Raw genomic sequence first — 26,259 nt, 5'->3', positions numbered from 1 at the left:
TTTTATAGCGATGAAACTAACTTTGGCTGCCAACCACCGACTTCACAATACTCTGATTCAGCCAGCCAAAACCCTTTTGGCGTGAAAACACCAAGCATAACATTATCTAAGCTTAAAATTTGAATAGTATGACGCTTCCATGGAAAAATTTGTGCCTCTTGAATTGCTTTTTTTAATGGCCATTTCCCCACACGTCCATGCAAATGGACTTTTTCCCCACCTTGACGATAATGCAATGTCAAAGGCTGATTTAAAAGTTTTGTACGCAGACCATACTCTTCCTGATGTTGGCAGATCTTAAATTGACCCGAAGCTAAATTTACAACTTGCTGGATTTCAAATTTTATTTCTGAATCAGTTGTATTCGATTCTGCTAAGTATTCATCCTTAGCAACTCGATATAAGATGTTTTGGAAACGAACATAATATTGTCCATTCCAATGCAATGCTGCTTGTGCATCAGGTTTCGCCAAAATAACTTCTTCAGTCAACCGCTCTACCATCTCAAATGCAGGACGGTATTGATCCTTACCTTTCATCCAATTGGATAAAAGTTGTCTTCTTCTTGCTAAACTTAATTGATTGAGTTGTCGTAAATCTAGATGATCATCATCGCCACAGAACGCCAAATCTTGCTGTAAAACCTCTTGCAAAATTTCATCCGCATCTTGCATCAGCACACTAGTTCTCACAATCGCCTGTTGCATTTTTGGGAATCGGCTTTGCAAAATATTCCAAAGCTCATGACGGCACCAAGCTCGATCATAATGCGTATCAAAATTGGTCGGGTCATCCACGTAGGGCAATTTGAGTTGTTCTACCCATTGGCAAATCTGCTCACGACTTAGATTCAATAGTGGTCGCCAAATAATGATGTCTTCACGTGAATCTAATAATTTCATCGCGGACAACCCCTGTATTCCAGCACCAGAGAACAAACGTAATAATACGGTCTCAGCTTGATCCTGCTGATGATGTGCCAGTACTAAAATATCTGTGTCGGATAAATGATGTTTAAAAGCCTGATAACGTGCTGCTCGAGCTTGCTGTTCCAAATTCCCTTCAGCAACTTGAACTGTCTCGAGAACCACAGGGATGTGCGCTGCTATACAAAATTGATGGACGAATTCAGCCCATTCCTGATTTGCAGATTGCAACTGGTGGTTAATGTTAATTGCACGGATTTTTTGGGGAATTAATTGAGACATGAGATACAGCAACAGCATGGAATCCATGCCGCCACTACATCCCACTAAGAACGTGTGTTCATCACCAAATTTGGCAATTTGTTTTAAGAAGCTAGACCTGAATTGTCGCTGCCAAACTTCATTAAACGTTGGTAACGTGCTTCGCATCTTGCATTTGCATCCATTGGAACAAGCTCATCAAGTGCAGCTTGTAACACATGTTTTAATTTATCCATGACTACGTCTGGCTGAAGATGAGCACCCTCACCTTCATCTACAACATACTCAACAATACCAAGTTCTTTCAGTTTATCTGCAGTGAGTGCAAGTGCTTCACTCGCTTGCTCTGCTTTTTCAGCAGTTTTCCAAAGAATTGAGGCACAACCTTCAGGTGAAATCACAGAGTAAATACTGTGAGAGAGCATAATCACACGATCTGCAACGCCAATGCCTAATGCGCCGCCAGAACCACCCTCGCCTAGAACAGTCGCGATGACAGGTACTTTTAAACTTGAGAGTTGAGCTAGACTCGTAGCAATTGCTTCTGCTTGTCCACGCTCTTCAGCACCTACACCAGGGTATGCACCCATGGTGTCAATAAATGTGAAAACTGGAAGATTAAAGCGTTCAGCCATATTAAGTAAACGCTGAGACTTGCGATAGCCTTCTGGATTACTCATCCCAAAATTATGCTGTAACTTTTCACGTGTACTACGACCACGATGTTGACCAACCACCATCACAGCCTGACCATTAAAACGTGCTAAACCGCCAACCATTGCACCATCATCACCATATAAACGGTCACCATGAAGTGCATCAAATTCTGTAAAAATTTCGCTCACATAATCTAAAAATTGTGGGCGATCTGGATGACGCGCAATTTGAACCGTTTTCCATGCTTTAGATTGAGCAGCTTTATTTTTCATAAGTCGATGAATATCCCTAAATTAACTATGACGTAGTTAACTAATAAAATTCGCTTATCAGCTTCTGTTAGCCAATAAATTGTTCCGACTGAATATTCAAAACGATATCCCAATGTTTAAATTGCACCTGCTCATCATGCAGCTCTGCAACCAACAAAGGCCATTGTTTTGCATCACCAGAAACTTTCAGTTGCCATTGTTGCTCATCTAATATCTTTAATTCAATGGCAGGAAGCATCTCATCGCTTCGGCTGTGATTCAGCAAAATTGCGAGACGAAGGAGCAAACATAGATAGACAAGTTTAATTCCACCGACTTTCGTCACATCATTTTTTGCTTCAGCACGCAATTTACGGCGATGATGAGCGACCAAATGTGACAAATGATTTTGATCAATTTGTGAAAAACCAGCAATGTCAGAATGCTGAAGCAAATATGCGCCATGACGATGATAACCACTATGACTAATGGCTAAACCTATTTCATGAAGATAAGCTGCTCGACGTAGCAAATCACTATCGTCATTATTTAGACCAAGCGTTCCTGCCACGCTATCAAATAATTGTTGAGCCGTTTCAACAACACGTTCTGCTTGTTTTTGATCAGCACCATAACGCCCCATCAAGGCTTGTACGCTACGATCTCGAATATCTTCATGCTGGAAGCGCCCGAGCAAATCATACATTACACCTTCTCGTAAGGCGCCATCTGAATAGACCAGCTTATCAACTTGAAGAACTTCAAATACAGCGTATAAAATCGCAATACCCGCAGGTAGGACTGCACGACGATCTTCCTTAAGACCCTCAAATTCCATGTCTGAAATATGTTTATATTTGAGTAATTTATCTTTAAGTTTTTCCAAGCCTTCACGAGTCAAGTTTTCCTGATCATCGCTCCAGCCCATATTTACCGCAATTTGACGACAGGCTTTAATGGTTCCACTTGAACCGACAACAGTATCCCATCCTGCCGCACGATAAGTTGTCGCGATACCCGAGATTTCTTTGCGTGCAGCAGTCACCGCACGATCGAAAGCTTTTGGATTAATATCGCCGTCTGCAAAATAGGCCTTCGTAAATGCAACGCATCCCATTTGCACGGATTCAGTATGAATCGGCTCAAACTCTTCACCAATGATTAACTCAGTCGAGCCACCACCAATATCAATCACCAAACGGCGACCGCTGTTCGCCATAGTATGTGATACACCTAAATAAATTAAACGTGCTTCTTCACGACCAGCAATAATTTCAATAGGTTTAGGCAGAATTTCAGCTGCTTTTTGAATGAATTCATGCCCATTTTTAGCTTGGCGCAACGCATTGGTGGCGACAATTCTTAAGCGATTGGATTGGACTGAACTTAGGCGCCCTACAAATCGAGCTAAGCATGCTAAACCACGTTGTTGAGCAGCTTCTGTCAAATTTTTATTTTCATCTAAACCTGCGGCCAATTGGACCTTTTCAGACATCGATGCGACTTTTTTTACCTCACCATGATCAACTCGAGCAATCGCCAAGTGGAAGCTGTTTGAGCCCATATCAATGGCTGCAAGGAGTTCTTCATCAATCAAAAAATCAGACATTGTTGCGCTAAGTTCAACCAGAATTGTGCCTAGATTAATTCACATAACTGTAATTTAAAAGCCATTTATTTAGTCAATTTAACGACTATTTAAAAAATCATCATATATGACAATTGTGTTACACCGATCATGGAAATCGTGAGCATCAATTAGACATTTACAGAATTTAGTCCGAAAATAAACCCTATCCCCTACTTTGTTAAAGTGGTCTATGTAATACTTATATACATAGATAGACCGTTTTCAAAAAATTATTCGGAGCAAATTCCATGTCTGCTAATATTGTTAATACAACTGATGCTAATTTTGAAGCTGACGTTTTAAATTCTGACACGCCAGTTCTTGTTGATTTTTGGGCAGGCTGGTGTGCGCCATGTAAAGCTATTGCTCCTGTACTTGAAGTTTTAGCAACTGAATACGAAGGTAAGGTTAAAATCGTAAAAGTTGACGTAACTTCATGCGAACAAACTGCTGTAAATTACAATATTCGTAATATCCCAGCTTTATTGATGTTCAAAAATGGTGAAGTTGTTGCTCAACAAGTTGGTGCAGCTCCTAAATCTAAACTTGCAGCTTTTATTGAAGAAAATATCTAATTCTTTCAATTTTAATTGCCTTGAAAGCGTCAAATTTTTGGCGCTTTTTTTGACGGTAAAATTGACAAAGAGCCATATCTCACTTATATTGCATGATCAAGAAACACTTGGACAATTTCTCCTCGTTTCTTACAATACACAAAACATAAGATCGCCGCTCGGCTAAAGAAATTGTTTACACATTTCTCCTCGAAAGAACTTACTAGATTCTGAGTTTGTTATTGTGCAAATCAATTGCTGCTCTTTTCTTGCACTGCGGATGTCTTTTGCTTCTATTCTATCTGTGTTCCACACTTCCTTTTAATTCAATCGACCATTTATGAACTTAACTGAACTCAAGAAAAAACCGATAGGCGAACTCATCAAAATTGCTGAGTTCATGGGCCTTGAAGGAATGGCACGTAACCGTAAGCAAGACATTATTTTTGCCATTTTGAAACGCCATGCTATGAATGGTGAAGAAATTTTCGGCGATGGTGTTCTTGAAATTCTGTCTGATGGTTTCGGTTTTTTACGTTCTGCAGCAGGGTCTTACCTTGCGGGTCCAGATGACATTTATGTCAGCCCTTCTCAAATTCGCCGCTTCAATTTGCGCACTGGGGATACGATTACAGGTACGATTCGTCCACCAAAAGAAGGCGAACGTTATTTTGCACTTTTAAAAGTGAATCAAATTAACTACGACACGCCAGAAAACTCTCGCAATAAGATTCTTTTCGAAAACTTAACGCCTTTATTCCCAACTGAACAATTAGTGATGGAGTTAGGAAATGGTTCGACTGAAGATTTAACTGCGCGTGTTGTCGATTTAGTTGCTCCAATTGGTAAAGGTCAACGTTCAATTATTGTTGCACCACCTAAAGCTGGTAAGACAATGTTGATCCAAAACATTGCTCAATCTATTGTTCGTAATAATCCTGAATGCTTCCTAATCGTTCTTCTCATTGATGAGCGCCCAGAAGAAGTAACAGAAATGGAACGTACCGTTCGTGGTGAAGTTGTTGCTTCAACATTTGACGAATCACCTGCACGTCACGTTCAAGTCGCTGAAATGGTGATTGAAAAAGCGAAACGTCTGGTAGAACACAAAAAAGACGTTGTTATTTTGCTTGACTCAATTACACGTTTAGCACGTGCATATAACACTGTTATTCCATCATCAGGTAAAGTTTTAACTGGTGGTGTTGATGCCCACGCTTTAGAACGTCCAAAACGTTTCTTCGGTGCTGCACGTAATATCGAAGAAGGTGGTTCACTTACGATCATTTCTACTGCTTTAATTGAAACTGGCAGTAAAATGGATGAAGTCATCTACGAAGAATTCAAAGGTACAGGTAACCAAGAAATTACGCTTGATCGCCGTATTGCAGAGAAGCGCGTATTCCCTGCGATGAATATCAAGAAATCTGGTACACGTCGTGAAGAACGTCTCATGGATGAAGATAAACTACGTAAGGTTTGGATTTTACGTAAGCTTCTCCATCCTATGGACGAACTTGCTGCGATGGAATTCTTACTTGATCGCATGAAGGAAACCAAGACCAATGATGATTTCTTCGATCAAATGAAACGCAAAGCTGCCAACTAATACGCAAAAGGCCATCATTTATTGATGGCCTTTTATTTGGGTTGACACCATTTACATAAATACACAATACCGACTTTTGAATGTAACTTTTCTTGCAAGTATGTGATTTTTATCATCTTGTATTTTAATTCCCTTTATTTTTTAAGTATTTACTTAGTATTTCTCCAATTCAAAATGCAAAAATGATTGTAATTTTCTGTTAAAAATAGGGGCAAATTTCTCATTTTTTAAGCATTTTTTCATTTCGCCTAGTAGTAATTCAAAATACTCAGTGATAGCATGTCGGCATACCAGTTAGGCTGCTCCATGCGTTATTAACCTTACTAACGTTAGGAATAATAAAAGCACACAACAGACTAACCGGGTTTTTTGTCTCAATTTATTTTAATGAGAGTGATGCCATGTTATTCAAAAAAATTGCTATTGCTGCTGCCGTTGCTACTACTTTAGCTTTCGTTGGTTGTGCTAAAAAAACTGAAGAAGCTGCTGCTGACGCAAACGCTGCTGCATCTGAAGCTGTAGAAGCTGCTTCTGAAGCTGTTGTAGCTGCTGACGCTGCTGCTGTTGAAGCTTCTTCTGAAGTTGCTGCTCAAGCTGACGCTGCTGCTGCTGAAGCTACTGATGCTGCTGCTGACGCTACTGACGCTGCTGCTGACGCTACTGCTGCTGCTTCTGCTGCTCAATAATCTAAAGTTTAGATTATTCGAAAAAAAGAGAACCTTTGGTTCTCTTTTTTTATGCGCTGAATTTTATGAATACGCATAAAGTTAAGAGCATAAAAAAACCTGAGCTGAGCTCAGGTTTTTTTATGTTATTTGATCAAGCGATTAATCGACTTGCTCTGTCCCTACACGCTGTCTAAACTTTTGACCAGCACGGAAGGTCACTACACGGCGAGCAGAAATAGGAATCTCCTCACCTGTTTTTGGATTACGCCCTGGACGCTGACGCTTGTCACGCAGTTCGAAATTACCAAAACCCGATAATTTGACATGTTCACCTGCAATTAATGCCTGGCTAATTTCATCAAAAAACAACTCAACCATTTGTTTAGCTTCACGACGATTTAAACTCGTCAGCTCACTCAAATGATCAGCCATTTCTGCTTTTGTTAATGCTGTCATGAGGCCCTCAATGTCGCTTGGTAAGTGTTTTCTAACACTTGTAAAATATTATCCATACCAGATTTAATTTCAGCATCCTCAAGCGTGCGACTCGGATGCTGCCATAAAAGTGCAAACGCCAATGAACGTTTACCCTCTTCTACACCTTGACCCGTATACACATCGAATAACCAAGAAGAATCAAGTAACTCTCCTCCAGTTTTTTCGATAAGTTGCTGAATTTCACTAACATTAATCTTATCACTAATTAAAACTGCAATATCACGTCTCACTGAAGGAAATCGTGATAATTCTGTAAAATTAGATACATAAGTTTGCAAAACAGACGATTGATCGAGTTCTGCCACCCATGTCGTTGCGAGATCAAGCTCATCTTCAAGCGATGGATGTAAACGACCAATATAACCAATTGATTGTCCGTCCACTAAAATTTCAGCAGATTGACCTGGATGTAACCATGAACGCTCTGAACGCACATATTCTACTTGAACTCGCCCAGCCGCCAATACAGCCTCAATTTCACCTTTAAAATCGAAGAAATCCATTGGCTGAGGTTTAGCATGCCAAGATTCCTGATTCTTCGCACCTGTTGCCACAATCGCAAGTGTAGGTATTTGCTTAAGATCATGAATACTGGTGGCTTCTTGATAATCAAAACGTAAGCCAAGCTCAAAGAAGCGTACGCGACTTTGTTGACGATTAACGTTGTATTGGACACAAGGAATTAAGCTTGAAAGTAAAGTCGAACGCATTACCGCCAAATCACTTGAAATTGGATTTGCCAATGCCAAAGGATTTACACTTGGATTTAACTGTTTTTCAAGTTTTAGATCAGCAAAACTAAAGCTGATTGCCTCTTGATAACCAAGAGCAACCAAAGTTTGACGTAATTGTGCAACTTCAAATTGATCTTGGTATTTTGCAAGTTTCACATCAATCACAGGCAAGCTGATTTGAATGTTGTCATAACCATGAATACGCGCAACCTCTTCAATTAAGTCTTGGTAGATTGCCATATCATAACGATGTGATGGCGGTACGACAGACCATTGACCTTGTGCTTTAATTGCTACCTGACAACCTAGACGTGTTAACGCATCAGTAATAAAGTCAGAGTCAACTTTATAACCAAGAAGTTGATCAACTTGCGCCTGCTCAAGCTCGATTGCTTCTCGTGTTGGTAATACTGCTGGATTTTCTGCTACCATAATTGGACCAAATTCACCACCTGCAAGCTCAGAAATCAACTGAGATGCACGGTGCATTGCGATCATTGGAAGTTCGAAATCTACTCCACGCTCATAGCGCTGAGACGCATCTGTATGTAAACCGAAGCTACGCGCACGACCTGCGATATGAAGCGGTGCAAAGAATGCTGATTCAAGGAAGATTTCAGTCGTTGCGTCTGTCACCGATGAAGACAAGCCACCCATGATGCCCGCAATTGCTAATGCTTTTTCGTCATCTGCAATCACCATCACGTTGTCTTGCATTTCAACTTCTTGCTCATTCAAGAGAACAAGTTTTTCACCTGCAGTTGCTTGACGAACGTGTACCGCACCTTGAACTTTACCACCATCAAATGCGTGAAGCGGTTGACCCAACTCCATTAATACATAGTTGGTAATATCAACCAAGATACTGTGCTGACGGATACCAGAACGAGCCAGTGCACGCTCCATCCATTCAGGAGTTGGCGCTTTGGTGTTGACGTTTTTGATCACACGACCTAAGTAACGTGGGCAACCTTCAGTAGATACAACGACCTTCTTTTCATCAGCAATCGTTGCAGCCACTTCTTTAATTTCAGGCGCAGTCACGGGAAGTTGGTTAATCACACCAATTTCACGTGCAATCCCACGAATACTGAAACAGTCACCACGGTTTGGTGTGATACTAATATCAATCACGTTGTCATCAAGGTCTAGATATTCACGTACGTTTACACCGACTGGCGCGTCCGCGGGAAGCTCGAGTAGACCGTCGATTTTATCTTCTAAATCAATTTCAGATGCACCGCACAGCATACCCTGTGATTCAACACCACGAAGCTTACCTTTTTTGATTTTAAAATCACCTGGCAATACTGCACCGATGGTTGCTACGGGTGCTTTCATTCCTGCACGTACATTAGGTGCACCACAGACGATTTGTAATGGTTCACCCACACCAATGTTGACAGTCGTTACACGTAAACGATCTGCATCTGGGTGCTGTTCTACCGTAAGTACTTCACCTACAACCACACCTGTAAATGGTTTTGCAGCAGGAGATAAATCATCTACCTCAAGGCCAAGCATGGTCAGTTGGTCAGATAAAGTATCGCTATCGATGGCTGGGTTAACCCATGTGCGTAGCCAATTTTCGCTAATTTTCATTGATATAAAACCTGTAATTCAAATCTCTAGAATCCTCCCTCTAACCCCCTTTGCTAAGGGAGAGAACCCCAAATGATTCTGTGGAGTTCCTCAAGTTAGGAGAGGATTTAATAAAAAGTTTTAAGCAAACTGGCGTAAGAAACGCACATCATTTTGGTAGAACATACGCAAGTCGTTTATGCCATAACGAAGCATTGCAAAACGTTCAACACCTAAACCAAATGCAAAGCCTTTGTACTTGTCTGGATCAATACCCGCTGAACGAAGAACATTTGGATGTACCATGCCACAACCTAATACTTCTAACCATTTTCCTCGCTCATCCATGATGTCGACTTCAGCACTTGGTTCTGTGAATGGGAAGTAAGATGGGCGGAAACGTACTTTCAAGTCTTTTTCAAAGAACTCATTCAGCAAATTAACCAATAATCCTTTTAACTCAGCAAAGCTCGTATTTTCTGCAACGTACAAACCTTCAATCTGGTGGAACATCGGAGAATGTGTTTGGTCTGAGTCACAGCGATACACACGACCTGGACATACAATACGAATTGGTGGTTGCTGTGTTTCCATCGTTCGAATCTGTACACCAGAGGTATGCGTACGAAGCAAATGGTTTACATCGAAGTAAAAGGTATCGTGCATTGCACGCGCAGGGTGATGACCAGGAATATTTAATGCCTCAAAGTTGTGATAGTCATCTTCAACCTCTGGACCAGTCGCAACAGAAAAACCTGCTTTCGTGAAGAATTGACAAATACGCTCTTGTACTTGGGTCACTGGGTGGATACTGCCCACCTGTTGACCACGACCAGGCAACGTGATGTCGATCTGTTCACTTGCTAATTTTTGTTCTAGTGCAGCTTTTTGTAATGCAGTTTGACGCTCAGTTAATGCGCCATTAATCGCTTCTCGAACTGAATGAATCTGCGCACCAAAAACCTTACGCTCTTCCGGATCCATTTTACCCAGTGCTTTCGATTGTTCAGCAAGCTGGCTTTTCTTACCCGTAAATTGCACTCGAACCTGATCGAGTGTTGCAAGGTCTTGAGCTGCTGCAATGGCAGCGAGCGCTTCAGTGGTCAGGGCTTCCAGTGACATAGTAACTCTCAAAGCAACAAATATAAAAAATAATATAACTGCGCATTCTAACAGCTTTTATAGCTCCGTATGAAGATCAGCAAGTGTTAAAATTGGATGTGGAATTAAATTGGAAATTACATTTATAAAAAGTTTAAGATATGCGCAATGATCATTGAGAAGATATGTCATGGCATTAGATCAAATTTGGAAACAACAGCTCACACTCGTGACTTACGGCAATGAGTTTTTAAGTCAGGATTTAAGTTTTCAACACTGGAAAAATCATGCGATTTTTAATCAGCACCATTTCCTTTTTCGAGATTTAAATACGCAACACTTATTGGCACAACATTTCCAAGTTTGGTTAGAAAGCTTAAAACGTCAGGGTGTCACACGCTTAAGCCTACATAACTCAAGTTTATTAATCGATGAAAAAAATCCCAATCCAAATGTTGAGCTTTTACCATATCCCCATTTCATTGTCAGTCATCACCGCAATGTAAAAACAGCATGGATCTGTGGTAAAGAACTTGCCGAATGGTATAGTTCTGAACAAGACTTCGACATACCAAACAACCAAACACTCCCTGCACGAATTGAAACATTTTGGCGTTTTGATCTATCCACCCAACATATCAAACGTGTTGAGGCAGATCTTCAAGCACCTAATTGGAATGATATTCACGACTACACAGAGAATGAGCTGTTCGATCGCGCATTAGCACAAGGGGTGGAATCCGTTAAACGTGGCGCAATCTTTTATGGTACTGACGATCAATCACCCTCCAACGCTGGAGCTGCCTTACCATTACTGCCACAAGATTATGCAGCACCTTATGCCAATGAAACCTTAGTGCGTTTCATGCATCTAGAACAACATTTAAAGATTCAAAAACGAAAGCTTTTGGAGCAAGATCATCAAGAATCTCTTGAGGAAGAAAAACAACTGAAGGTATTTCAACAAAAGTTAGATGACCTGAGTGCAAAATTCATTACTAAAGTAGCAAATCACTATAAAACTGCTCATTTAAAAAGCCCCGAAATTCACTCCCCTTTGGATGAAGCCTTAACACATACTCAACATGGAAAACGCTTTTTCAACAATGATTCCAGTTCTCACCAACCCACACCTAAAACAGGTAAATCAAATGTGTTTGCCCTCATTTTAGTCACTGCAATAATCTGTTTCTGCGCTTACTATTTTGGACTGTGATGTTTTAAAAATTCATCTAATTGTTCAGTTTTATGAAAATGTAGCCACTTTATATGATGATATTGAGTGGCATTCATCATCTGCAAATATTTAAGTCTATTTTTCCCATGTGTTTGGACTACCCACAATATTATTGAGTCTTTACTTAACAATTTCGCCCAATGTTCTCTATTGTTAGAATTTTTCCATATTTTCTTTTGGCTAATCACACGGTATAGCGACCTCTTAATCACACGATAAAGATTTACGCGTAGTGAAAAATCCAACCACATCACAGTGTCGATCTCACTTAAGATTAAATTTTGAATCAGAGAATAATTACCATCAATCACGAAGCCCTTATTCATAGACCTAACACGATTTATAAATTTTTCTTGAAATTCTATTGAAGATGACTCAGTCCAGTTATCCAACCAAAAGAGATTATCAAGTTCAATATGATCGACTTGCAGTTGAACAGCCAACTTACGTGCAAAGGTTGTTTTCCCAGATGCTGCTGTACCGACGACCATAATTTTATTCATACCAATCTCTTGGCTTTATTTGGTCGTAAACAATGAAAATAAAAAAGACCGCTAAAAAGCGGTCTTTTTCTCATCTACGATGATTAAGCAGCTAATGCGCCTTTAGCTTTTTCAGCTAAAGCAGCAAATGCAACTGCATCATGCATAGCGATGTCAGCAAGTACGCGACGGTCGATGATCACTTGAGCTTTTTTCAAGCCATCGATCATACGGCTGTACGACAAACCATTTTGACGTGCACCAGCATTGATACGCGCAATCCATAAAGCACGGAATTGACGTTTCTTTTGACGACGGTCACGGTAAGCATATTGACCTGCTTTGATTACCGCTTGGAACGCTACGCGGTAAACACGTGAACGAGCACCATAGTAACCTTTAGCGCGAGCAAGAATTTTTTTGTGACGGCGATGAGCCTGTACACCACGTTTTACACGAGCCATTTATAATCTCCTTAGATGTACGGGCACATACGACGAACTGAAGCAACGTCACTTACGTGAACCATTACACAGCCGCGCAATTGACGAATACGCTTAGCAGATTTTTTGGTCAAAATGTGGCGTTTGAACGCTTGTTTACGCTTAAAACCGTTAGCAGTCGCTTTGAAGCGTTTTGCTGCACCACGGCGAGTTTTCATCTTAGGCATAACAACCTCTTTTGAACACCTGTTCGGCTCGTTTGCACCATTACAATACGACCTGCAGGTAAGGGAGCGAGTATTCTATAGCATCTTTGCGCAAAACAAAAGCACCGTTAATCTTGATTCAGACAAATTAATCTTGATGAGTTTTACTCTACGAAAATTTAGAACAAACCAAGATACACCCAGTAAATAAATAGATATCGACCTGTTTTCGCTATACCCACCACGAAGATAAATTTCCAGAATTTTTCTTTCAAGATTCCTGCAATTAAGGTGATTGGATCACCAATGATAGGCACCCAACTTAAAAGAAGTGACCATGTACCATACTGCTGATAAGCCCGTTGAGCACGAATCATTTGATCTGACTTAAATGGAAACCACTTTTTGGTTTTAAACTGCTCTATTTTTAAGCCCAACCACCAATTAACGCATGAACCCATCACATTCGCTACACTTGCAACAAAAATAAGCATCCACGGCGAAAATTGTTTTAGAGCAAATGACCCCAACAATATTGCTTCGGACTGTAAGGGCAATAAAGTTGCGGCTCCAAAGGCACTTAAGAACAATAAAATCAGATTCATTTACTGGACTTATTCACCGCTAGAAGTTTCTGAGTTTTACGATATTCTTTTATCGACCAAGCAATTGCTAACACTACTATGATGGCACGTAGCACCGTATATTTACTCGTTGTCGCTGGAATCACCTGTTTTAATTGATCCCTAGAATCTGGTTCGATTGCTGCAATGATATTTTGCACATGAAATATTTCGACGATATAAGAAGCAACACAGAGTAAAATACCAGCAATAATTGCCCAGTATACTTTTGAATTAGATTCAACAATTTTGCTAAAATTTAAAAAAAAATCCTTCATGGCAGTTCTCCATAAAAAAACCACCGAATGGTGGTTTAGATATGTAGAGTTTATCACACTTAAATCCGTGATCTACTTTAGTAGTGCAAGCGCCTTTTGTACCGCTGGTCTCTGTTGGATACGTTGAATATAAGCTTCCACTTCAGGAAACTCTGCTAAACGAATACTTTGCCACTCGTGCCGCATCAACCAAGGGAAAATTGCCATATCCGCGATAGAGTACTCACCTGCCACATAGTCTTGCCCAACTAACTGCTTATTGAGCACTCCATATAATCTTTTGGTTTCTGTAATGTAGCGCTCGATCGCATAAGGGATTTTCTCTTTAGCAAATTTAGCGAAATGATGATTTTGACCTAACATCGGTCCTAGACCACCCATTTGCCACATCAACCACTGTTCGACCTGAATCCTCGCGATTTCGTGCTGAGGATAGAATTGTCCCGTTTTACGTCCTAAATATTGCAGTATTGCACCAGATTCGAAAATCGAAATTGCTTGATTATTCGGTCCATTTTGATCAACTATCGCAGGAATTTTATTATTAGGAGAAATCGTAAGAAAGTCAGCTTGGAACTGATCATTTTCTAAGATATTGATTGGATAGATTTGATAATCTAAAGCCATTTCTTCGAGTGCAATTGTTATTTTTAATCCGTTGGGTGTTCCCCAATAATATAAATCGATCATTACAGTTCAGGCTCCATATGCCCTTTGTTGATTGATTTATCCACCATAAATCATTTCAAACCAAACAACAAGGATAGAAATTTTTTATTTATAAGTTATAAAAAATCAATTATTTATAAAATATTTTTAAAAATTTTTAAATTTATTATTGAAAAATTTCGGTCTGAACCTATATAAAAAATTGCCAGATTTATGATGATCATCTGGTTCTGTTGATGATAGTCATGACAGAACAACATTCTTATTTTTATGACTTTGCTGACCTCAGGAGGTTTTAATCATGAGTAACTTAAATCTTCATCCATTGTTTCGTCGTAGCATTGGTTTTGATCGTTTAAACGATTTTATTGATTATGCAATGCAAAGTGATGCTCCAAACTACCCACCTTATAACATTGAAAAAAAAGGTGAGAATAAATATCGCATCGTCGTCGCTACTGCAGGATTTAGTCAAGATGAGTTAAATATCAGTCTTGAAAATCAGCTTCTCTCGATCACAGGAAAACCAGAAGCTATTCAATCTGAACAAACCGAATATCTTCATAAAGGAATTGCGCGTCGTTCATTTAAATTATCGCTTCGCTTAGATGAACATATTGAAGTTCAACAAGCAGATTATGAAAATGGCTTATTAGTGATCGACTTAGAGCGTATCATTCCAGAAGAGAAATTACCTCGACAAATTCCAATTGGCAAAAAACTTCTGTTAGAAAATACAGAGTCTACTGAAAAAACAGTTCATGTCGAATAAAGCATCGAACTTAATGAGTCACAAAAAAAGCCGATGCAAAAGTATCGGCTTTTTTTATAGATCAAATCTACAGGTACTTTGAGCAACGAATTTCCTGATGTGCTGATGTGCTGATGTGCAATATAAAAAATCCTTTTTGGGTCATCTTTCAAGACAGTAAACACTCTAAACCTATTCAGTTTTACCATCCATCTAGAATTTTCTATGCATAAGTACGAGTTTACCTGTCGAAATAATTACATTTTTTACTCAAGCCACAAAATGATTCGAGAAATTTAAAATATAAGTTTATTAGACTTCACTAAAGTACTGCCTGATGGAAATATTCAACTGATGATTTATACCCCAACTACAGTCGTTCCTCTCTTTACTAACTCAGGATGTACCTATATCCCTTCAATCAACATATAAAAAAGCCCTGCATGTGCAGGGCTTTTTCTCTAAATCGGTTTTACTTTTTCTTTTTAGGACCAAGTAACATACCCATTTGACGGCCTTCCATTTTTGGTGCTTGTTCCACTACACCGATTTCAGCCACATCAGCTTCAATCTTTTGTAATTGAGCAAGACCCAATTGTTGGTGAGCCATCTCACGACCACGAAAACGTAGAGTAATTTTAACTTTGTTGCCTTCTTCAAGGAATTTCAGAATAGCACGCAACTTAACATTGTAATCACCAACGTCTGTACCAGGACGCAACTTGATCTCTTTAACCTGAACTTGATGCTGCTTTTTCTTAGCATCTTTTTGCTTTTGCTTCAGATCAAATAAATGCTTGTTGTAATCCATGATTTTACAAACAGGCGGCTCTGCATTCGCAACGATCTCAACGAGGTCAAGATCAACTTCTTCTGCAGCACGCAACGCTTCAGCAAGTGAAACGATGCCTTTTTGTTCTCCGTCAGCGCCAACGAGACGCACTTCTTTCGCACGAATCTCATCATTTAATGCAGGACGATTGCTTTTAGCACCTTGTTGTTGGTTACGGTCAGGCTGTTTAATCTTTCTTACTCCACAATATACCGGCCGCGTTCGGCTACGGCTACTTTCACTAAGTCAACGAATGCATCGATAGACATAGTACCTAAATTTGTTCCAGAGCGAGTACGTACATTCACTGTACCTTCCTCTACTTCTCGATCCCCAAGCACCAATAGGTATGGAATACGCTCTAAAGTACGCTCACGAATCTTAAAGCCGATTTTCTCATTTCTCAAGTCTGAAATCGCTCGAATGCCATTTTCTTGCAATTTAGCGACGACTGACTGACAAGCATCTGCTTGAGAATCGGTAATATTCATCACACATGCTTGAATTGGTGCCAACCATGGTGGCATAAATCCAGCGTAGTGTTCAATAAGTATACCAATAAAACGTTCAAAACTGCCAAGAATTGCACGATGAAGCATCACAGGATGATCACGATCGTTGTCTTCAGTGACATAAGATGCATCTAAACGTAATGGCAAGTTAAAATCGCATTGGATTGTACCGCACTGCCAGATACGACCTAAACAATCTTTCAAAGAAAATTCAATTTTAGGACCGTAGAACGCACCCTCACCAGGTTGTAAATCCCAAGCGAGACCTGCTGCATCCAGTGCGTCAGCTAAAGATTTTTCAGCAACATCCCAAAGCTTATCATCCCCTACACGCTTTTCTGGACGTGTTGAGAGTTTCATTTGCACTTCTTCAAAACCGAAATCTTTATAAACATCTAAAGTCAGTTTGATAAAGTCAGCAACTTCTTGACCAATTTGCTCAGTTGTACAGAAAATGTGTGCGTCATCTTGGGTGAAACCACGAACACGCATAATCCCATGTAATGAACCCGATGGTTCGTTACGGTGACATGAACCAAATTCAGCAAGACGAATTGGTAAATCACGGTAAGATTTTAAACCTTGGTTAAACACTTGAACATGACATGGGCAGTTCATTGGTTTAACGGCATAGTTACGGTTTTCAGAATGTGTAGTAAACATGTTTTCTGCATAGTTTGCAGCATGTCCTGATTTTTCCCACAGACTAAAATCGACCACCTGAGGTGTGCGAATCTCTTGATAACCATTGTCCTGCTGAACTTTACGCATGTATTGTTCTAAAACTTGATAGATCGTCCAGCCATTTGGATGCCAGAACACCATGCCTGGTGCTTCTTCTTGCATGTGGAACAGATCAAGCGCTTTACCAATTTTACGGTGGTCACGCTTTTCAGCTTCTTCAATACGTTTGATATAAGCAGCCAACTGCTTCTTATCCGCCCAAGCCGTACCATAAATACGTTGAAGTTGTTCGTTTTTCGCATCACCACGCCAGTAAGCACCTGACATCTTCGTCAACTTAAATGACTTTAAGAATTTAGTGTTTGGTACGTGTGGACCACGACACATATCCACATATTCTTGATGATAATAAAGACCCATTTGAGTCTCATCTGGCATATCTTCGATGAGGCGTAATTTATAATCTTCACCACGCTCAGTGAATACTTTGATCACTTCATCACGAGGTGTCATCTTTTTAATGACATCATAATCTTGATCGATGAGCTTTTTCATACGCTCTTCGATGGCAGCCATATCATCTGGTGTAAATGGTTTTTCACTGTAGATATCGTAATAGAAACCATCTTCAATGACAGGTCCAATCACCATCTTTGCTTCGGGGAAAAGCTGCTTCACTGCGTGACCAACTAAATGGGCACAAGAGTGACGAATAATTTCAACACCTTCATCATCTTTAGGCGTAATGATCTGCAACGTGGCATCATCAGTGATTAAGTCACATGCATCAACTAGATGGCCGTTTACACGACCTGCAACCGTATTTTTTGCAAGACCTGGACCGATGCTTTGAGCAACTTCCATGACAGAGACAGCTTGATCAAATTGTTTTTGATCGCCGTTTGGCAAAGTAATAATTGGCATAAAAAATCCTTAAGGAGTGATGCCCCGTACAATGGAGCATGTCACCGCGAGATTATGATCGAGGCGAACCTCAAAAGATAAAAACGGTGGATAAATAAAATCGCTAGAGATTTTACACGTGTCACGTTGTTTAATAAACCGTTAATCGAGCATTAGGCGATAGCAGTTTTAATTGTGACAAAAATAGTTAAAATATATTCCCAATTTAATATTTAAACCAATATTATCCCAATTATAGAAAAATAATCTTTTATACTTTCTATTAGACGATCAACATACTTTTAAACAAATAAATATAACCCACTGAAATCATTAGGCAGGTCATATGAAATCTCACCCACTAATTGCTTGGTCTACACTCCAGCCGCTTAAACCCGCATATGCTTTAGCAGCCAATGTGGATCTTGTTGTTCTTCGTCTTGAAGATCATGATGAAGAAAAAGTCGTAGTCATGTATGGTCGTTGTCAGCATCGCGGAGCACTCATGTCCGATGCCCATATTCAAGGCGACAAAATTGTATGTGGCCTTCACGGCTCTCATTACATCTATAAAACTGGCATTAACCCGAGATATCTCAATAAAAATCTGCAAAAATTTAAAGCTTGGATTCATGATGATCATGTCTATGTTGACTTAGAAGAAATCGAAGCTTGGGAAAAAAGAAATCCACAGCAATTCAACCGTGATCGTTATCAAGGACTCTACGCAGATTCTCAGCCTGCTCCTGAAGAGCCACACAATAGATTCATCTTAGAATTAGCTCGAAATGGTCTAAAAAATTTCGGTCATCATGGTCCTACCGCAGCCATGGGTGTGCCTTTTGACAAACTTCCAAAATGGGAAGATATTCAACTGGTCACAGCTCAACTTTGGAAAGTTCCTCTACTGGATGATGCCCCCGTTGCAAGCGAAGTGATTATTGGACCAAATGCAAAAAAACCATTGAGACTCAATATTCCATTATTTGTTTCCGACATGAGTTTTGGAGCTTTATCGCAAGAAGCAAAAACTGCACTGGCAATGGGTGCGGAAATGGCAGGTACTGGCATCTGTTCTGGTGAAGGTGGAATGTTAGATGATGAACAAGCCTCGAATTCACGATATTTTTACGAGTTGGCCTCTGGTCGTTTTGGCTATGACATTGAAAAAGTAAAAAAATGCCAAGCTTTTCACTTTAAAGGTGGACAGGCAGCAAAAACAGGAACAGGCGGACATCTACCCGGGCATAAAGTGGTCGGAAAAATTGCAGAAGTACGTGGTTTAGAAGAAGGACAATCTGCGATTTCTCCCGCAACCTTTCCGGATTGGACTGAACTTTCACAGTACAAGGAGTTTGCAAACTATATACGCGAGCAGACAGGTGGCATTCCGATTGGCTTTAAACTGTCTGCACAGCATATCGAAAAAGACATTGATGCTGCGATTGCGATAGGTGTGGACTACATTATTTTAGATGGTCGTGGTGGTGGTACAGGTGCAGCACCAACATTATTCCGTGACAATATTTCAGTGCCGACCATTCCTGCTTTAGCACGGGCACGTCGTCATTTAGATCGTTTAGGACGTCGTGACATTAGTTTGGTCATTACAGGTGGCTTACGTGTCCCTGCTGATTTTATTAAAGCCTTAGCGCTGGGTGCAGATGCCATTGCCGTGTCTAACTCTGCCATGCAGGCAATTGGTTGTTTGGGAATGCGCGCGTGTAATACAAATGAATGCTCTGTCGGTATTGCAACACAAAAAGATCATTTGCGTCGAAGACTCGAAATAGAAAAATCAGCACAGCAACTCGCCAACTTCTTCAATGCTTCAGTCGAGTTGATGCAAGTAATGGCGCGTGCTTGTGGGCATGACCATTTAAGTAAATTTAATTTGGATGACTTAACCACTTGGAAAAAAGAAATCAGTGAATTAACGGGCATCCATTACGGCGGCGTCCAATAAATTTCAAACCAATGCTAAAAAGGGATGATTAACTTCATCCCTTTTTTTCTTTTAATCACTACTCTCTAAAATTTTCCCAAGGTTCAAATCTACTCGTTTCCAAATCAGATGAATTCCACTCATTTTCTTTTCGATAAAGGTACGTGCGATTGAACTGCGGGATGACCACCTCACTCTGGCTCGGTCGAATAAATACATAGTCATCAGGATGGATATCAATTTTACGATCGACACAAATCATTTCCTGGTTGGTGCTTCGTCCATACAATAAATGAGGATGAGATTTTGCTGGATAAACATATTGACCCATCCAATAGCCACCGTAGATAAAAACCGCTTGATGCTTCTGAAAGAATTTTATTTTTTTAAATGAAGGTATCCCTGGCAATGAGACTTCGTCTAATACTTTCAGTACGGGACTCGCAATATATAAAGCGGGTTTAAGCAAAGAAAGATGTTCAGAATCAAAATCGCTGGGCTTTAGCAACATTGAGCCAAATGACAGATCATTACACACACTATGTTTCACGTGAAAACTAAAGGTTGGACTTCCTCCTCCGTTAAAACACAGCTGAGCATGATTTAAATCTGGGAATTGGTGTTTTAAGATGTGCTGATAATTTTGATAAATATGTTGAGACTCAGCATAAGCTGTTTCTGGACGCTTCACCATCTTAGGTAGTTTAGTAACATGCGCATCGTAGCCCATTAAACCACTCAAATTTAGCGTTTTTTGATGCTGCTGAATATAATTGAGCATTTGTATAAATTCAGCAGAATTTTGAACGCCTCCACGATGTAATCCCACATCAATTTCAAGATTGATATTGAAGCTAAATCCCAGTTGATCAGCCAAGGCATGATATTGTTGCAAACGAGCAAAGGAATCAATTAACCAATGTATCTTGCATTTGATTGGCGTGTGATGGTTTTGATAAAACCTTTCTACTGCACGAATTGGCATCGGCTTGCCAAAGAGTAAATCAGCTTGATCAAAATGATTGAACATCAATTGTAAGTGATCAATATGAAATACCATAAAGTGTTGGGTGTCTAAATCGAAACTTAGCTTTTTTAACAAAGGCAAACAAGCCAAAGATTTAACGACTAACCGCGGTTTTAAGTGCTTTGCCGAAGCTAGCTGCTGTTTTACATAAGCAATATTAAAGTTTAATGCATCGTCATCGATCAAGAGCATAGGTTGACCTAAACCATGTGCCCGCAAATCATCATTCATTTGATTAAAAAAACTATTCATCTCTCATCCTTGTTGCCCAAGTAATAGTTTTTCAAGATAGGGATTGAGAAACTTTCGATGGGGATCGAGCGCTTCTCTGATTTGCATAAATTCATTCCATTTCGGATAAAGAGCTCGCATCTCTTGGTGAGACAGTTGATGCATCTTAGCCCAGTGTGGACGGCCTCGATATTTTTGAAAAATCGGCTCAATAAGATCAAATACTTTTTGAGGTGACTGCTTATAATATTGATGGATTGAAATCGAAATACTGTCTTGCTGATAGAAAGGACTTAGCCAAATATCATCCCCTTTGACCACGCGGAATTCGATAGGGAAAAAAGAATTTATTTGATATTTTCTAAACGTTGCAATCACTTCTTTGATGCATTGAATACCATTCTCAATTGGAATTTGATATTCCATTTCATTGAATTTGGTATTCCGAGGTGTTGCAAAAATATCACCCGACCAATCAATGAATTCTGTTGGCTTCACAAAAACACCGACTAATTTTTGAAGATATTTCGTCAAAAAAGGGGCTTTTTTAGAAATTTCACAACACCATGTTAAAAGTTGATCCTCAGATGGCCAAGAAGTTTCTCTTGGCTTCACCTCACCCTCTGTAACATCAAGTGTTTTAAAAATTAACTGATCTGTAAAAGGGAAAATAAAATACTCCAAATGCCGATGTTGGTGCATCAATTGGAGAAATTGATCAAGGCTTTCTTCTACAGGGGCTAAATGAATTTTCTCTTTCAATTTATATCTAGGGCGGTTTTGCATGGTTATTTTCGTTAATATCCCGAGCGATCCCAACGATACTCTACCTGCCTGAAAAATTTCAGGGTTCTCCGTCTTTGAGCATTGGATTAAATCCCCATTTGCCTGTAATAGCTCAAAATCTTCTACATAGCCTGAAATAGAATATAGCGCTGCACCTGTCCCGTGTGTTCCTGTAGATACAGCACCAGCTAAACTTTGTTGATCAATATCACCCTGATTCATAAGCGACTGCTCATAAGGCGCAAGATGCTGGCCTAAATTGAATAGTCGAGTACCTGCCCATAACGTCGCTTGGCATTTAGCCTGATCAGCATTTAAGACACTTGAAAATCGGTCTAAAGAAATAATAGACGCATCCGTTTTTACCAACGGAGTAAATGAGTGCCCTGCACCAACCACACGAACTTTAGGATGTTGAATCACAATATCCTGTAATTCATGTAATTGGTCTGGATATAAGATATGTTGCGGGTTTGAGTGGCAATATCCCGACCAGTTAGACCAATAATGATGTGTCAGATTACTCATGTTGCCAACTCCTTTTGTGCAACGGCGGTTTGAACATTTCCCCGATTGGTTCTTTTCTCTAATTCTTTTTGAGGTACTGCTTTAGGTACGCAATTTGATAATTGACGTTGTTCAGGTGGCAAACAAATCTGTTTAGCCAAATGTTTAAAATAGGTTTGAAAAGCTGCCAAAGTCCATTGACCAAATAAAGTGTGTCCACCTTCATAGGCTTGTTCTTGATATTCTTCGAATGTCGTGACATAGCCCATATAGTCATTACAATAAGATGCAAACCAAATTTTTGCGTTAGGAAATGTCGGTAATAGACTTTTCTGAATGGTATTTAATACGCGCTTACCTGAAGTTGTTGTAAACTCTCCGGGAACACATACCAAAAAAAGTTGACCGATTCGAATGAGCTGAATTGGCACAATATGTGGCACTAAATCGCTTTCTTGAATTGCGCCGGCGTGAACTTGAGCATTCATTTCAGCAATGAGTGGATCTAAAACACCAGGAAGTGAACCTAATTTTTTTCCTAATATCCGATGCTGACCCGATTCAAAAATAATATTTTTGGGTCCTTGAGCATGATAAAGCTTCTGATAATAAGCACTTTCCACTGGATCTTTTGAATTCAATTTACTTCGTTTGAATTGTTTTGAAAGTAAATTCATAGCCATGATCAATGGCTTTGCAGCACCCACACCATCGACTGGTGTGCCCGCAATAAATGCTGTCCCATGACAAGCTTGGCTTGTTATCGCATTGCTATATCCACCTGAAAACTCTGGATCAGCCACAGTATTTGCCATATCCACATACTCGAGTACTGCATCCAAATCTTGATATTGGATGTTTTGATTCTGTTGCTCAAGTAAAGCGGCTAAAGCATACTCACTCTGTATACGACCATTGTTTCTCGCATAGATGTATTCTGCTTCTCCTTTTATCTTTTTTCTGATCTTAGTCTGATTCTTTCCATGGAAGTGTGGTGACACATCGCCTGCTGTTGCTTGTGCAAATATACAAACTGGTCCATCCACCCCAGCAGCACTTAAGGTCTCTTCCGAAAGTGTTGCGGCATAGCCTTTATTATCACCATCGTGAGCGTCTAATTGATTGCCCAAACATGTCGCATGCACACCAAACAGTGACAACAGAGAATGAAGCTTTTCCCCACGATAAAAGCCAAGGACTTGCATTTGTCGATTGATTGCTTTGTAAGTTTCAGATTCATCGACGAATGCAGTATCGAGATTTCGATTATACGCTTTTATCGAGCGATTCCATGCCACAGGGACTTGCTCAGGAATGTCAATTGTCGCTAATCGAATCTCTGTAAAATCGCGATTGGATAATGCCTGTTGAATACTGGATTGCACAGCATCCACAACTGCATCAAGGTGCTCAGGCACAAATCCTGGTGTCGGCATATTATAAAGAGCTTCATAACCACAACCGCCTGGACCTGAATGGGTATGCGTTGCCATTAGAACCAAACGATGCGGATCGAAACGATCCCTCAACGTTTCATTCAAGCGTTGGATTACATTGATTCGAATTGCTGAAGTAATACAGCCAAAATCTAGACAACATAATATCAAGGGGGCATCTTGATCTTTTTGAATGGTCACTGTTCTCGCATACAGCGCAGTTCTTTTTTTATAGGCACGGTGATGCCACATCCCATAGCCAAACATGGCATAGCCTTTGGGTTCGATGTTAATTTCATCTTTCCCCCAACCAACAATATACATATGCAAAATCCTTTTGCTTTTATTATTCGATTTTGAAACTTAAAATCTGTTTAAAATTTACCCTACTTCTCGATCAATTACATTATTCAGCACAAATAAATATCACCAACTTCACGAATAAATCGCAATAAAATGAAGTTAAAAAATATGAAATTTCGCCTAATTGACAAAATGTCACGTTTGCTCGACTAAAGGATAAATGTATTCCGTTTATTTTTTGCTTATCTTTTACTCAGGATTATAAAAATGAAGATGGATACTAAAATGAATTTAAGTCCGTATGACGAACTACCTAGAACGCCAGCAAATTTTGTTGCCCTTTCTCCACTCAGATATTTAGAGCGTGCGGCCTATATCTACCCTCAGCAAGATGCAATTATTCATGGTACACGCCGGATTAGCTGGAAAGAAAAGTACAAACGTTGCCGTCAATTTGCCGATCAGCTGCAAAAGCTTGGTATTCAAAAAAATGATACTGTGTCGGTATTACTTCCAAATATTCCAGCCATGATCGAAGCGCATTTTGCAGTGCCTATGGCAGGCGCTGTACTCAATACATTAAATACGCGCCTAGATGCAAAAACACTCGCATTTATGCTTGAACATGCTGAATCAAAAGTACTTTTAGTTGACCCTGAATTCTCAGAATTAGCACAGGAAGCTTTAGCACAAGTTCCTCAGGACATTTATGTTATCGATGTTGCAGATACTGAATATGAATTCAATGATCAAGCGCCCCGTATTGGAAAAATTGAGTATGAATCTTGGCTTTCACAAGGTAATCCTGAGTTTGAGTGGCAATTACCACAGGATGAATGGGATGCCATCAGCTTAAACTACACCTCAGGCACAACTGGGAATCCAAAAGGTGTGGTCTATCATCATCGTGGGGCTTATATTAATGCAGCGAGTAATATCATTGCTTGTGGTATGACACCCCGTGCCACCTATTTATGGACTTTGCCTCTGTTCCATTGTAATGGATGGTGTTTCGCTTGGACCATGGCCGCCAACGGTGGCACAAATGTTTGTCTTCGAAAAGTAGATCCAGCACAGATCTATCAATTGATCGCGGATCATCAAGTCGATTACTTCTGCGGTGCACCAATTGTATTGTCCATGTTGATCAACACACCAAAAGAGCAACAACGCGAAATTAATCATCGAGTCGAAGTGATGGTTGCTGGTGCAGCGCCACCAGCTGCCATTATTGAAGGTATGCGAAATCTAGGAATCAATGTTACCCACGTCTATGGTCTCACTGAAACCTATGGACCATCAGCACTATGTGCTTCGCAAGCAGGCTGGAGTGATTTAAGCATCCAAGAACAAGCTCAACTACATTCACGCCAAGGTGTACCTTATCCACTTCAAGATGGGATGAAAGTATTGGATCCTGAAACAATGCTGCCTGTACCGAATGATGGTCAGACCATGGGGGAAATTATGTTCCGTGGCAACATTGTCATGAAAGGGTACTTGAAGAATCCTGAAGCCACCGCTGAAGCATTTGCTGGTGGATGGTTCCATACTGGCGATCTTGCCGTATGCCAGCCTGATGGTTATGCCAAAATCACAGATCGCTCGAAAGATGTGATTATTTCTGGTGGTGAAAATATTTCTTCACTTGAAGTGGAAGAAGTACTTTATCAACACCCTGCCGTGCTGACAGCTGCAGTTGTTGCAAAACCTGATCCACGTTGGCAAGAAGTTCCATGCGCATTTATTGAATTGAAGCAAGGGCAACAAGCTACACCTGAAGAAATCATTGAATACTGCAAACAACATCTTGCTCGATTCAAGGTACCTAAAGACGTAGTGATTACTGAAATCCCTAAAACTTCAACAGGTAAACTGCAAAAGTTTGTGTTGCGAGATTGGGCAAAAGATCGTGCTGCACTCTAAATATTAAG

General features: G+C 40.1%; 24 protein-coding genes. 7 read left to right on the top strand and 17 right to left on the bottom strand.

Translation table 11 applies throughout. The features are described 5' to 3' along the window. Positions 1-2 precede the first annotated feature (2 nt). The 3 genes from tilS to ppx all read right to left on the bottom strand — a co-directional run bounded on the left by tilS (position 3) and on the right by ppx (position 3,704). Positions 3-1,355 carry a tRNA lysidine(34) synthetase TilS gene (tilS, locus tag AC1M9M_RS10305; RefSeq protein WP_481596271.1) on the bottom strand — a complete coding sequence of 451 codons (1,353 nt, stop codon included), beginning with the start codon at positions 1,353-1,355 and terminating at the stop codon, positions 3-5. Continuing rightward, positions 1,292-2,116, bottom strand: a complete 825-nt coding sequence (locus AC1M9M_RS10300) for an acetyl-CoA carboxylase carboxyltransferase subunit alpha (RefSeq protein ID WP_092768357.1) — start codon at positions 2,114-2,116, stop codon at positions 1,292-1,294. Before AC1M9M_RS10300 ends, tilS begins: the two co-directional genes overlap by 64 nt. A 67-nt stretch (positions 2,117-2,183) precedes the next feature. Beyond that, complete coding sequence (gene ppx / locus AC1M9M_RS10295; RefSeq protein WP_035268561.1) at positions 2,184-3,704, bottom strand: exopolyphosphatase; 1,521 nt, start codon at positions 3,702-3,704, stop codon at positions 2,184-2,186. A 269-nt stretch (positions 3,705-3,973) separates the two neighbouring features. On the opposite strand from ppx, the gene trxA reads away from it, so the two are divergent. The 3 genes from trxA to AC1M9M_RS10280 all read left to right on the top strand — a co-directional run bounded on the left by trxA (position 3,974) and on the right by AC1M9M_RS10280 (position 6,574). Further along, entirely contained in the window at positions 3,974-4,300 is a 327-nt protein-coding gene (trxA, locus tag AC1M9M_RS10290) for a thioredoxin (protein ID WP_035268564.1), read from the top strand. A 319-nt stretch (positions 4,301-4,619) separates the two neighbouring features. Next, the gene (rho, locus tag AC1M9M_RS10285; RefSeq protein WP_035268567.1) at positions 4,620-5,888 is read left to right on the top strand and encodes a transcription termination factor Rho; all 1,269 of its coding nucleotides are present in this window, start codon (positions 4,620-4,622) and stop codon (positions 5,886-5,888) included. Positions 5,889-6,289: 401 nt separating this feature from the next. Further along, positions 6,290-6,574 carry a hypothetical protein gene (locus AC1M9M_RS10280; protein ID WP_481596270.1) on the top strand — a complete coding sequence of 95 codons (285 nt, stop codon included), beginning with the start codon at positions 6,290-6,292 and terminating at the stop codon, positions 6,572-6,574. Positions 6,575-6,715: 141 nt separating this feature from the next. Here AC1M9M_RS10280 and AC1M9M_RS10275 read toward each other — a convergent pair whose 3' ends face one another. The 3 genes from AC1M9M_RS10275 to pheS form a co-directional block, all read right to left on the bottom strand. Beyond that, entirely contained in the window at positions 6,716-7,012 is a 297-nt protein-coding gene (locus AC1M9M_RS10275; RefSeq protein ID WP_035265376.1) for an integration host factor subunit alpha, read from the bottom strand. Next, entirely contained in the window at positions 7,009-9,390 is a 2,382-nt protein-coding gene (pheT, locus tag AC1M9M_RS10270) for a phenylalanine--tRNA ligase subunit beta (RefSeq protein WP_481596269.1), read from the bottom strand. Before pheT ends, AC1M9M_RS10275 begins: the two co-directional genes overlap by 4 nt. A gap of 120 nt (positions 9,391-9,510) precedes the next feature. Beyond that, positions 9,511-10,491 carry a phenylalanine--tRNA ligase subunit alpha gene (pheS, locus tag AC1M9M_RS10265; protein ID WP_035265373.1) on the bottom strand — a complete coding sequence of 327 codons (981 nt, stop codon included), beginning with the start codon at positions 10,489-10,491 and terminating at the stop codon, positions 9,511-9,513. Positions 10,492-10,660: 169 nt separating this feature from the next. On the opposite strand from pheS, the gene AC1M9M_RS10260 reads away from it, so the two are divergent. Beyond that, positions 10,661-11,686, top strand: a complete 1,026-nt coding sequence (locus tag AC1M9M_RS10260; RefSeq protein WP_035265371.1) for a hypothetical protein — start codon at positions 10,661-10,663, stop codon at positions 11,684-11,686. Here the strand turns inward: AC1M9M_RS10260 and AC1M9M_RS10255 are convergent. The 6 genes from AC1M9M_RS10255 to AC1M9M_RS10230 all read right to left on the bottom strand — a co-directional run bounded on the left by AC1M9M_RS10255 (position 11,671) and on the right by AC1M9M_RS10230 (position 14,429). Further along, positions 11,671-12,210 carry a P-loop NTPase family protein gene (locus AC1M9M_RS10255; RefSeq protein WP_092768349.1) on the bottom strand — a complete coding sequence of 180 codons (540 nt, stop codon included), beginning with the start codon at positions 12,208-12,210 and terminating at the stop codon, positions 11,671-11,673. The two genes, AC1M9M_RS10260 and AC1M9M_RS10255, sit on opposite strands and share 16 nt — an antisense overlap. Before the next feature lie 83 nt (positions 12,211-12,293). Next, complete coding sequence (gene rplT / locus AC1M9M_RS10250) at positions 12,294-12,653, bottom strand: 50S ribosomal protein L20 (protein WP_004867327.1); 360 nt, start codon at positions 12,651-12,653, stop codon at positions 12,294-12,296. 11 nt (positions 12,654-12,664) lie between these two features. After that, on the bottom strand, positions 12,665-12,859 hold the full coding sequence (rpmI, locus tag AC1M9M_RS10245) for a 50S ribosomal protein L35 (RefSeq protein WP_004278281.1): 195 nt from the start codon (positions 12,857-12,859) through the stop codon (positions 12,665-12,667). A gap of 158 nt (positions 12,860-13,017) precedes the next feature. Further along, the gene (locus AC1M9M_RS10240) at positions 13,018-13,443 is read right to left on the bottom strand and encodes a YqaA family protein (RefSeq protein WP_035265367.1); all 426 of its coding nucleotides are present in this window, start codon (positions 13,441-13,443) and stop codon (positions 13,018-13,020) included. Further along, the gene (locus tag AC1M9M_RS10235; protein WP_035265366.1) at positions 13,440-13,739 is read right to left on the bottom strand and encodes a hypothetical protein; all 300 of its coding nucleotides are present in this window, start codon (positions 13,737-13,739) and stop codon (positions 13,440-13,442) included. The genes AC1M9M_RS10240 and AC1M9M_RS10235 overlap by 4 nt, the downstream gene beginning before the upstream one ends. A gap of 72 nt (positions 13,740-13,811) precedes the next feature. After that, positions 13,812-14,429 (bottom strand): glutathione S-transferase family protein, encoded by a 618-nt coding sequence (locus tag AC1M9M_RS10230; protein WP_481587547.1) that lies wholly within the window; start codon positions 14,427-14,429, stop codon positions 13,812-13,814. 280 nt (positions 14,430-14,709) lie between these two features. On the opposite strand from AC1M9M_RS10230, the gene AC1M9M_RS10225 reads away from it, so the two are divergent. Then, positions 14,710-15,180: an Hsp20 family protein gene (locus AC1M9M_RS10225; protein ID WP_179998611.1), complete on the top strand. Its 471-nt coding sequence runs from the start codon at positions 14,710-14,712 to the stop codon at positions 15,178-15,180. 451 nt (positions 15,181-15,631) lie between these two features. On the opposite strand, the gene infC is transcribed toward AC1M9M_RS10225, so the two are convergent. Both infC and thrS read right to left on the bottom strand, forming a co-directional pair. Beyond that, a complete protein-coding gene (gene infC, locus AC1M9M_RS10220) occupies positions 15,632-16,183 on the bottom strand; it encodes a translation initiation factor IF-3 (protein WP_081403231.1) in 552 nt (183 codons plus the stop codon). A 5-nt stretch (positions 16,184-16,188) separates the two neighbouring features. Then, complete coding sequence (thrS, locus tag AC1M9M_RS10215) at positions 16,189-18,111, bottom strand: threonine--tRNA ligase (RefSeq protein WP_092768341.1); 1,923 nt, start codon at positions 18,109-18,111, stop codon at positions 16,189-16,191. 325 nt (positions 18,112-18,436) lie between these two features. Between thrS and AC1M9M_RS10210 the strand changes: the two genes are divergently transcribed. Further along, positions 18,437-20,056 carry a glutamate synthase-related protein gene (locus AC1M9M_RS10210; RefSeq protein WP_481591528.1) on the top strand — a complete coding sequence of 540 codons (1,620 nt, stop codon included), beginning with the start codon at positions 18,437-18,439 and terminating at the stop codon, positions 20,054-20,056. Positions 20,057-20,114: 58 nt separating this feature from the next. Here the strand turns inward: AC1M9M_RS10210 and AC1M9M_RS10205 are convergent, their stop codons facing one another. The 3 genes from AC1M9M_RS10205 to AC1M9M_RS10195 are packed head-to-tail and all read right to left on the bottom strand — an operon-like array spanning position 20,115 to position 24,346. Beyond that, the gene (locus tag AC1M9M_RS10205; protein ID WP_481587549.1) at positions 20,115-21,314 is read right to left on the bottom strand and encodes an alanine racemase; all 1,200 of its coding nucleotides are present in this window, start codon (positions 21,312-21,314) and stop codon (positions 20,115-20,117) included. A gap of 3 nt (positions 21,315-21,317) precedes the next feature. Then, positions 21,318-22,607 (bottom strand): D-arabinono-1,4-lactone oxidase, encoded by a 1,290-nt coding sequence (locus AC1M9M_RS10200; protein ID WP_481590350.1) that lies wholly within the window; start codon positions 22,605-22,607, stop codon positions 21,318-21,320. Beyond that, positions 22,604-24,346: a neutral/alkaline non-lysosomal ceramidase N-terminal domain-containing protein gene (locus AC1M9M_RS10195; protein WP_481596268.1), complete on the bottom strand. Its 1,743-nt coding sequence runs from the start codon at positions 24,344-24,346 to the stop codon at positions 22,604-22,606. Before AC1M9M_RS10195 ends, AC1M9M_RS10200 begins: the two co-directional genes overlap by 4 nt. Before the next feature lie 264 nt (positions 24,347-24,610). Here AC1M9M_RS10195 and AC1M9M_RS10190 point away from each other — a divergent pair, with 264 nt between their 5' ends. Then, complete coding sequence (locus AC1M9M_RS10190; RefSeq protein ID WP_481587552.1) at positions 24,611-26,251, top strand: acyl-CoA synthetase; 1,641 nt, start codon at positions 24,611-24,613, stop codon at positions 26,249-26,251. Positions 26,252-26,259: the final 8 nt, after the last annotated feature.

Source organism: Acinetobacter sp. ANC_7503, assembly GCF_056780035.1.
This window is presented reverse-complemented; position numbering and strand designations above follow the sequence as displayed.

What these genes read in the sequence shown, in the direction of transcription:
- ppx (WP_035268561.1), bottom strand. Translation starts at nt 3,704, where the DNA reads ATGTCTGATTTTTTGATTGATGAAGAACTCCTTGCAGCCATTGATATG.
- AC1M9M_RS10195 (WP_481596268.1), bottom strand. Translation starts at nt 24,346, where the DNA reads ATGTATATTGTTGGTTGGGGGAAAGATGAAATTAACATCGAACCCAAA.
- AC1M9M_RS10225 (WP_179998611.1), top strand. Translation starts at nt 14,710, where the DNA reads ATGAGTAACTTAAATCTTCATCCATTGTTTCGTCGTAGCATTGGTTTT.
- AC1M9M_RS10205 (WP_481587549.1), bottom strand. Translation starts at nt 21,314, where the DNA reads ATGAATAGTTTTTTTAATCAAATGAATGATGATTTGCGGGCACATGGT.
- AC1M9M_RS10275 (WP_035265376.1), bottom strand. Translation starts at nt 7,012, where the DNA reads ATGACAGCATTAACAAAAGCAGAAATGGCTGATCATTTGAGTGAGCTG.
- AC1M9M_RS10240 (WP_035265367.1), bottom strand. Translation starts at nt 13,443, where the DNA reads ATGAATCTGATTTTATTGTTCTTAAGTGCCTTTGGAGCCGCAACTTTA.
- pheT (WP_481596269.1), bottom strand. Translation starts at nt 9,390, where the DNA reads ATGAAAATTAGCGAAAATTGGCTACGCACATGGGTTAACCCAGCCATC.
- AC1M9M_RS10210 (WP_481591528.1), top strand. Translation starts at nt 18,437, where the DNA reads ATGAAATCTCACCCACTAATTGCTTGGTCTACACTCCAGCCGCTTAAA.
- rho (WP_035268567.1), top strand. Translation starts at nt 4,620, where the DNA reads ATGAACTTAACTGAACTCAAGAAAAAACCGATAGGCGAACTCATCAAA.
- thrS (WP_092768341.1), bottom strand. Translation starts at nt 18,111, where the DNA reads ATGCCAATTATTACTTTGCCAAACGGCGATCAAAAACAATTTGATCAA.
- AC1M9M_RS10235 (WP_035265366.1), bottom strand. Translation starts at nt 13,739, where the DNA reads ATGAAGGATTTTTTTTTAAATTTTAGCAAAATTGTTGAATCTAATTCA.
- trxA (WP_035268564.1), top strand. Translation starts at nt 3,974, where the DNA reads ATGTCTGCTAATATTGTTAATACAACTGATGCTAATTTTGAAGCTGAC.
- AC1M9M_RS10300 (WP_092768357.1), bottom strand. Translation starts at nt 2,116, where the DNA reads ATGAAAAATAAAGCTGCTCAATCTAAAGCATGGAAAACGGTTCAAATT.
- AC1M9M_RS10280 (WP_481596270.1), top strand. Translation starts at nt 6,290, where the DNA reads ATGTTATTCAAAAAAATTGCTATTGCTGCTGCCGTTGCTACTACTTTA.
- AC1M9M_RS10255 (WP_092768349.1), bottom strand. Translation starts at nt 12,210, where the DNA reads ATGAATAAAATTATGGTCGTCGGTACAGCAGCATCTGGGAAAACAACC.
- AC1M9M_RS10200 (WP_481590350.1), bottom strand. Translation starts at nt 22,607, where the DNA reads ATGAGTAATCTGACACATCATTATTGGTCTAACTGGTCGGGATATTGC.
- rpmI (WP_004278281.1), bottom strand. Translation starts at nt 12,859, where the DNA reads ATGCCTAAGATGAAAACTCGCCGTGGTGCAGCAAAACGCTTCAAAGCG.
- AC1M9M_RS10190 (WP_481587552.1), top strand. Translation starts at nt 24,611, where the DNA reads ATGAATTTAAGTCCGTATGACGAACTACCTAGAACGCCAGCAAATTTT.
- tilS (WP_481596271.1), bottom strand. Translation starts at nt 1,355, where the DNA reads ATGCGAAGCACGTTACCAACGTTTAATGAAGTTTGGCAGCGACAATTC.
- AC1M9M_RS10260 (WP_035265371.1), top strand. Translation starts at nt 10,661, where the DNA reads ATGGCATTAGATCAAATTTGGAAACAACAGCTCACACTCGTGACTTAC.
- pheS (WP_035265373.1), bottom strand. Translation starts at nt 10,491, where the DNA reads ATGTCACTGGAAGCCCTGACCACTGAAGCGCTCGCTGCCATTGCAGCA.
- rplT (WP_004867327.1), bottom strand. Translation starts at nt 12,653, where the DNA reads ATGGCTCGTGTAAAACGTGGTGTACAGGCTCATCGCCGTCACAAAAAA.
- AC1M9M_RS10230 (WP_481587547.1), bottom strand. Translation starts at nt 14,429, where the DNA reads ATGATCGATTTATATTATTGGGGAACACCCAACGGATTAAAAATAACA.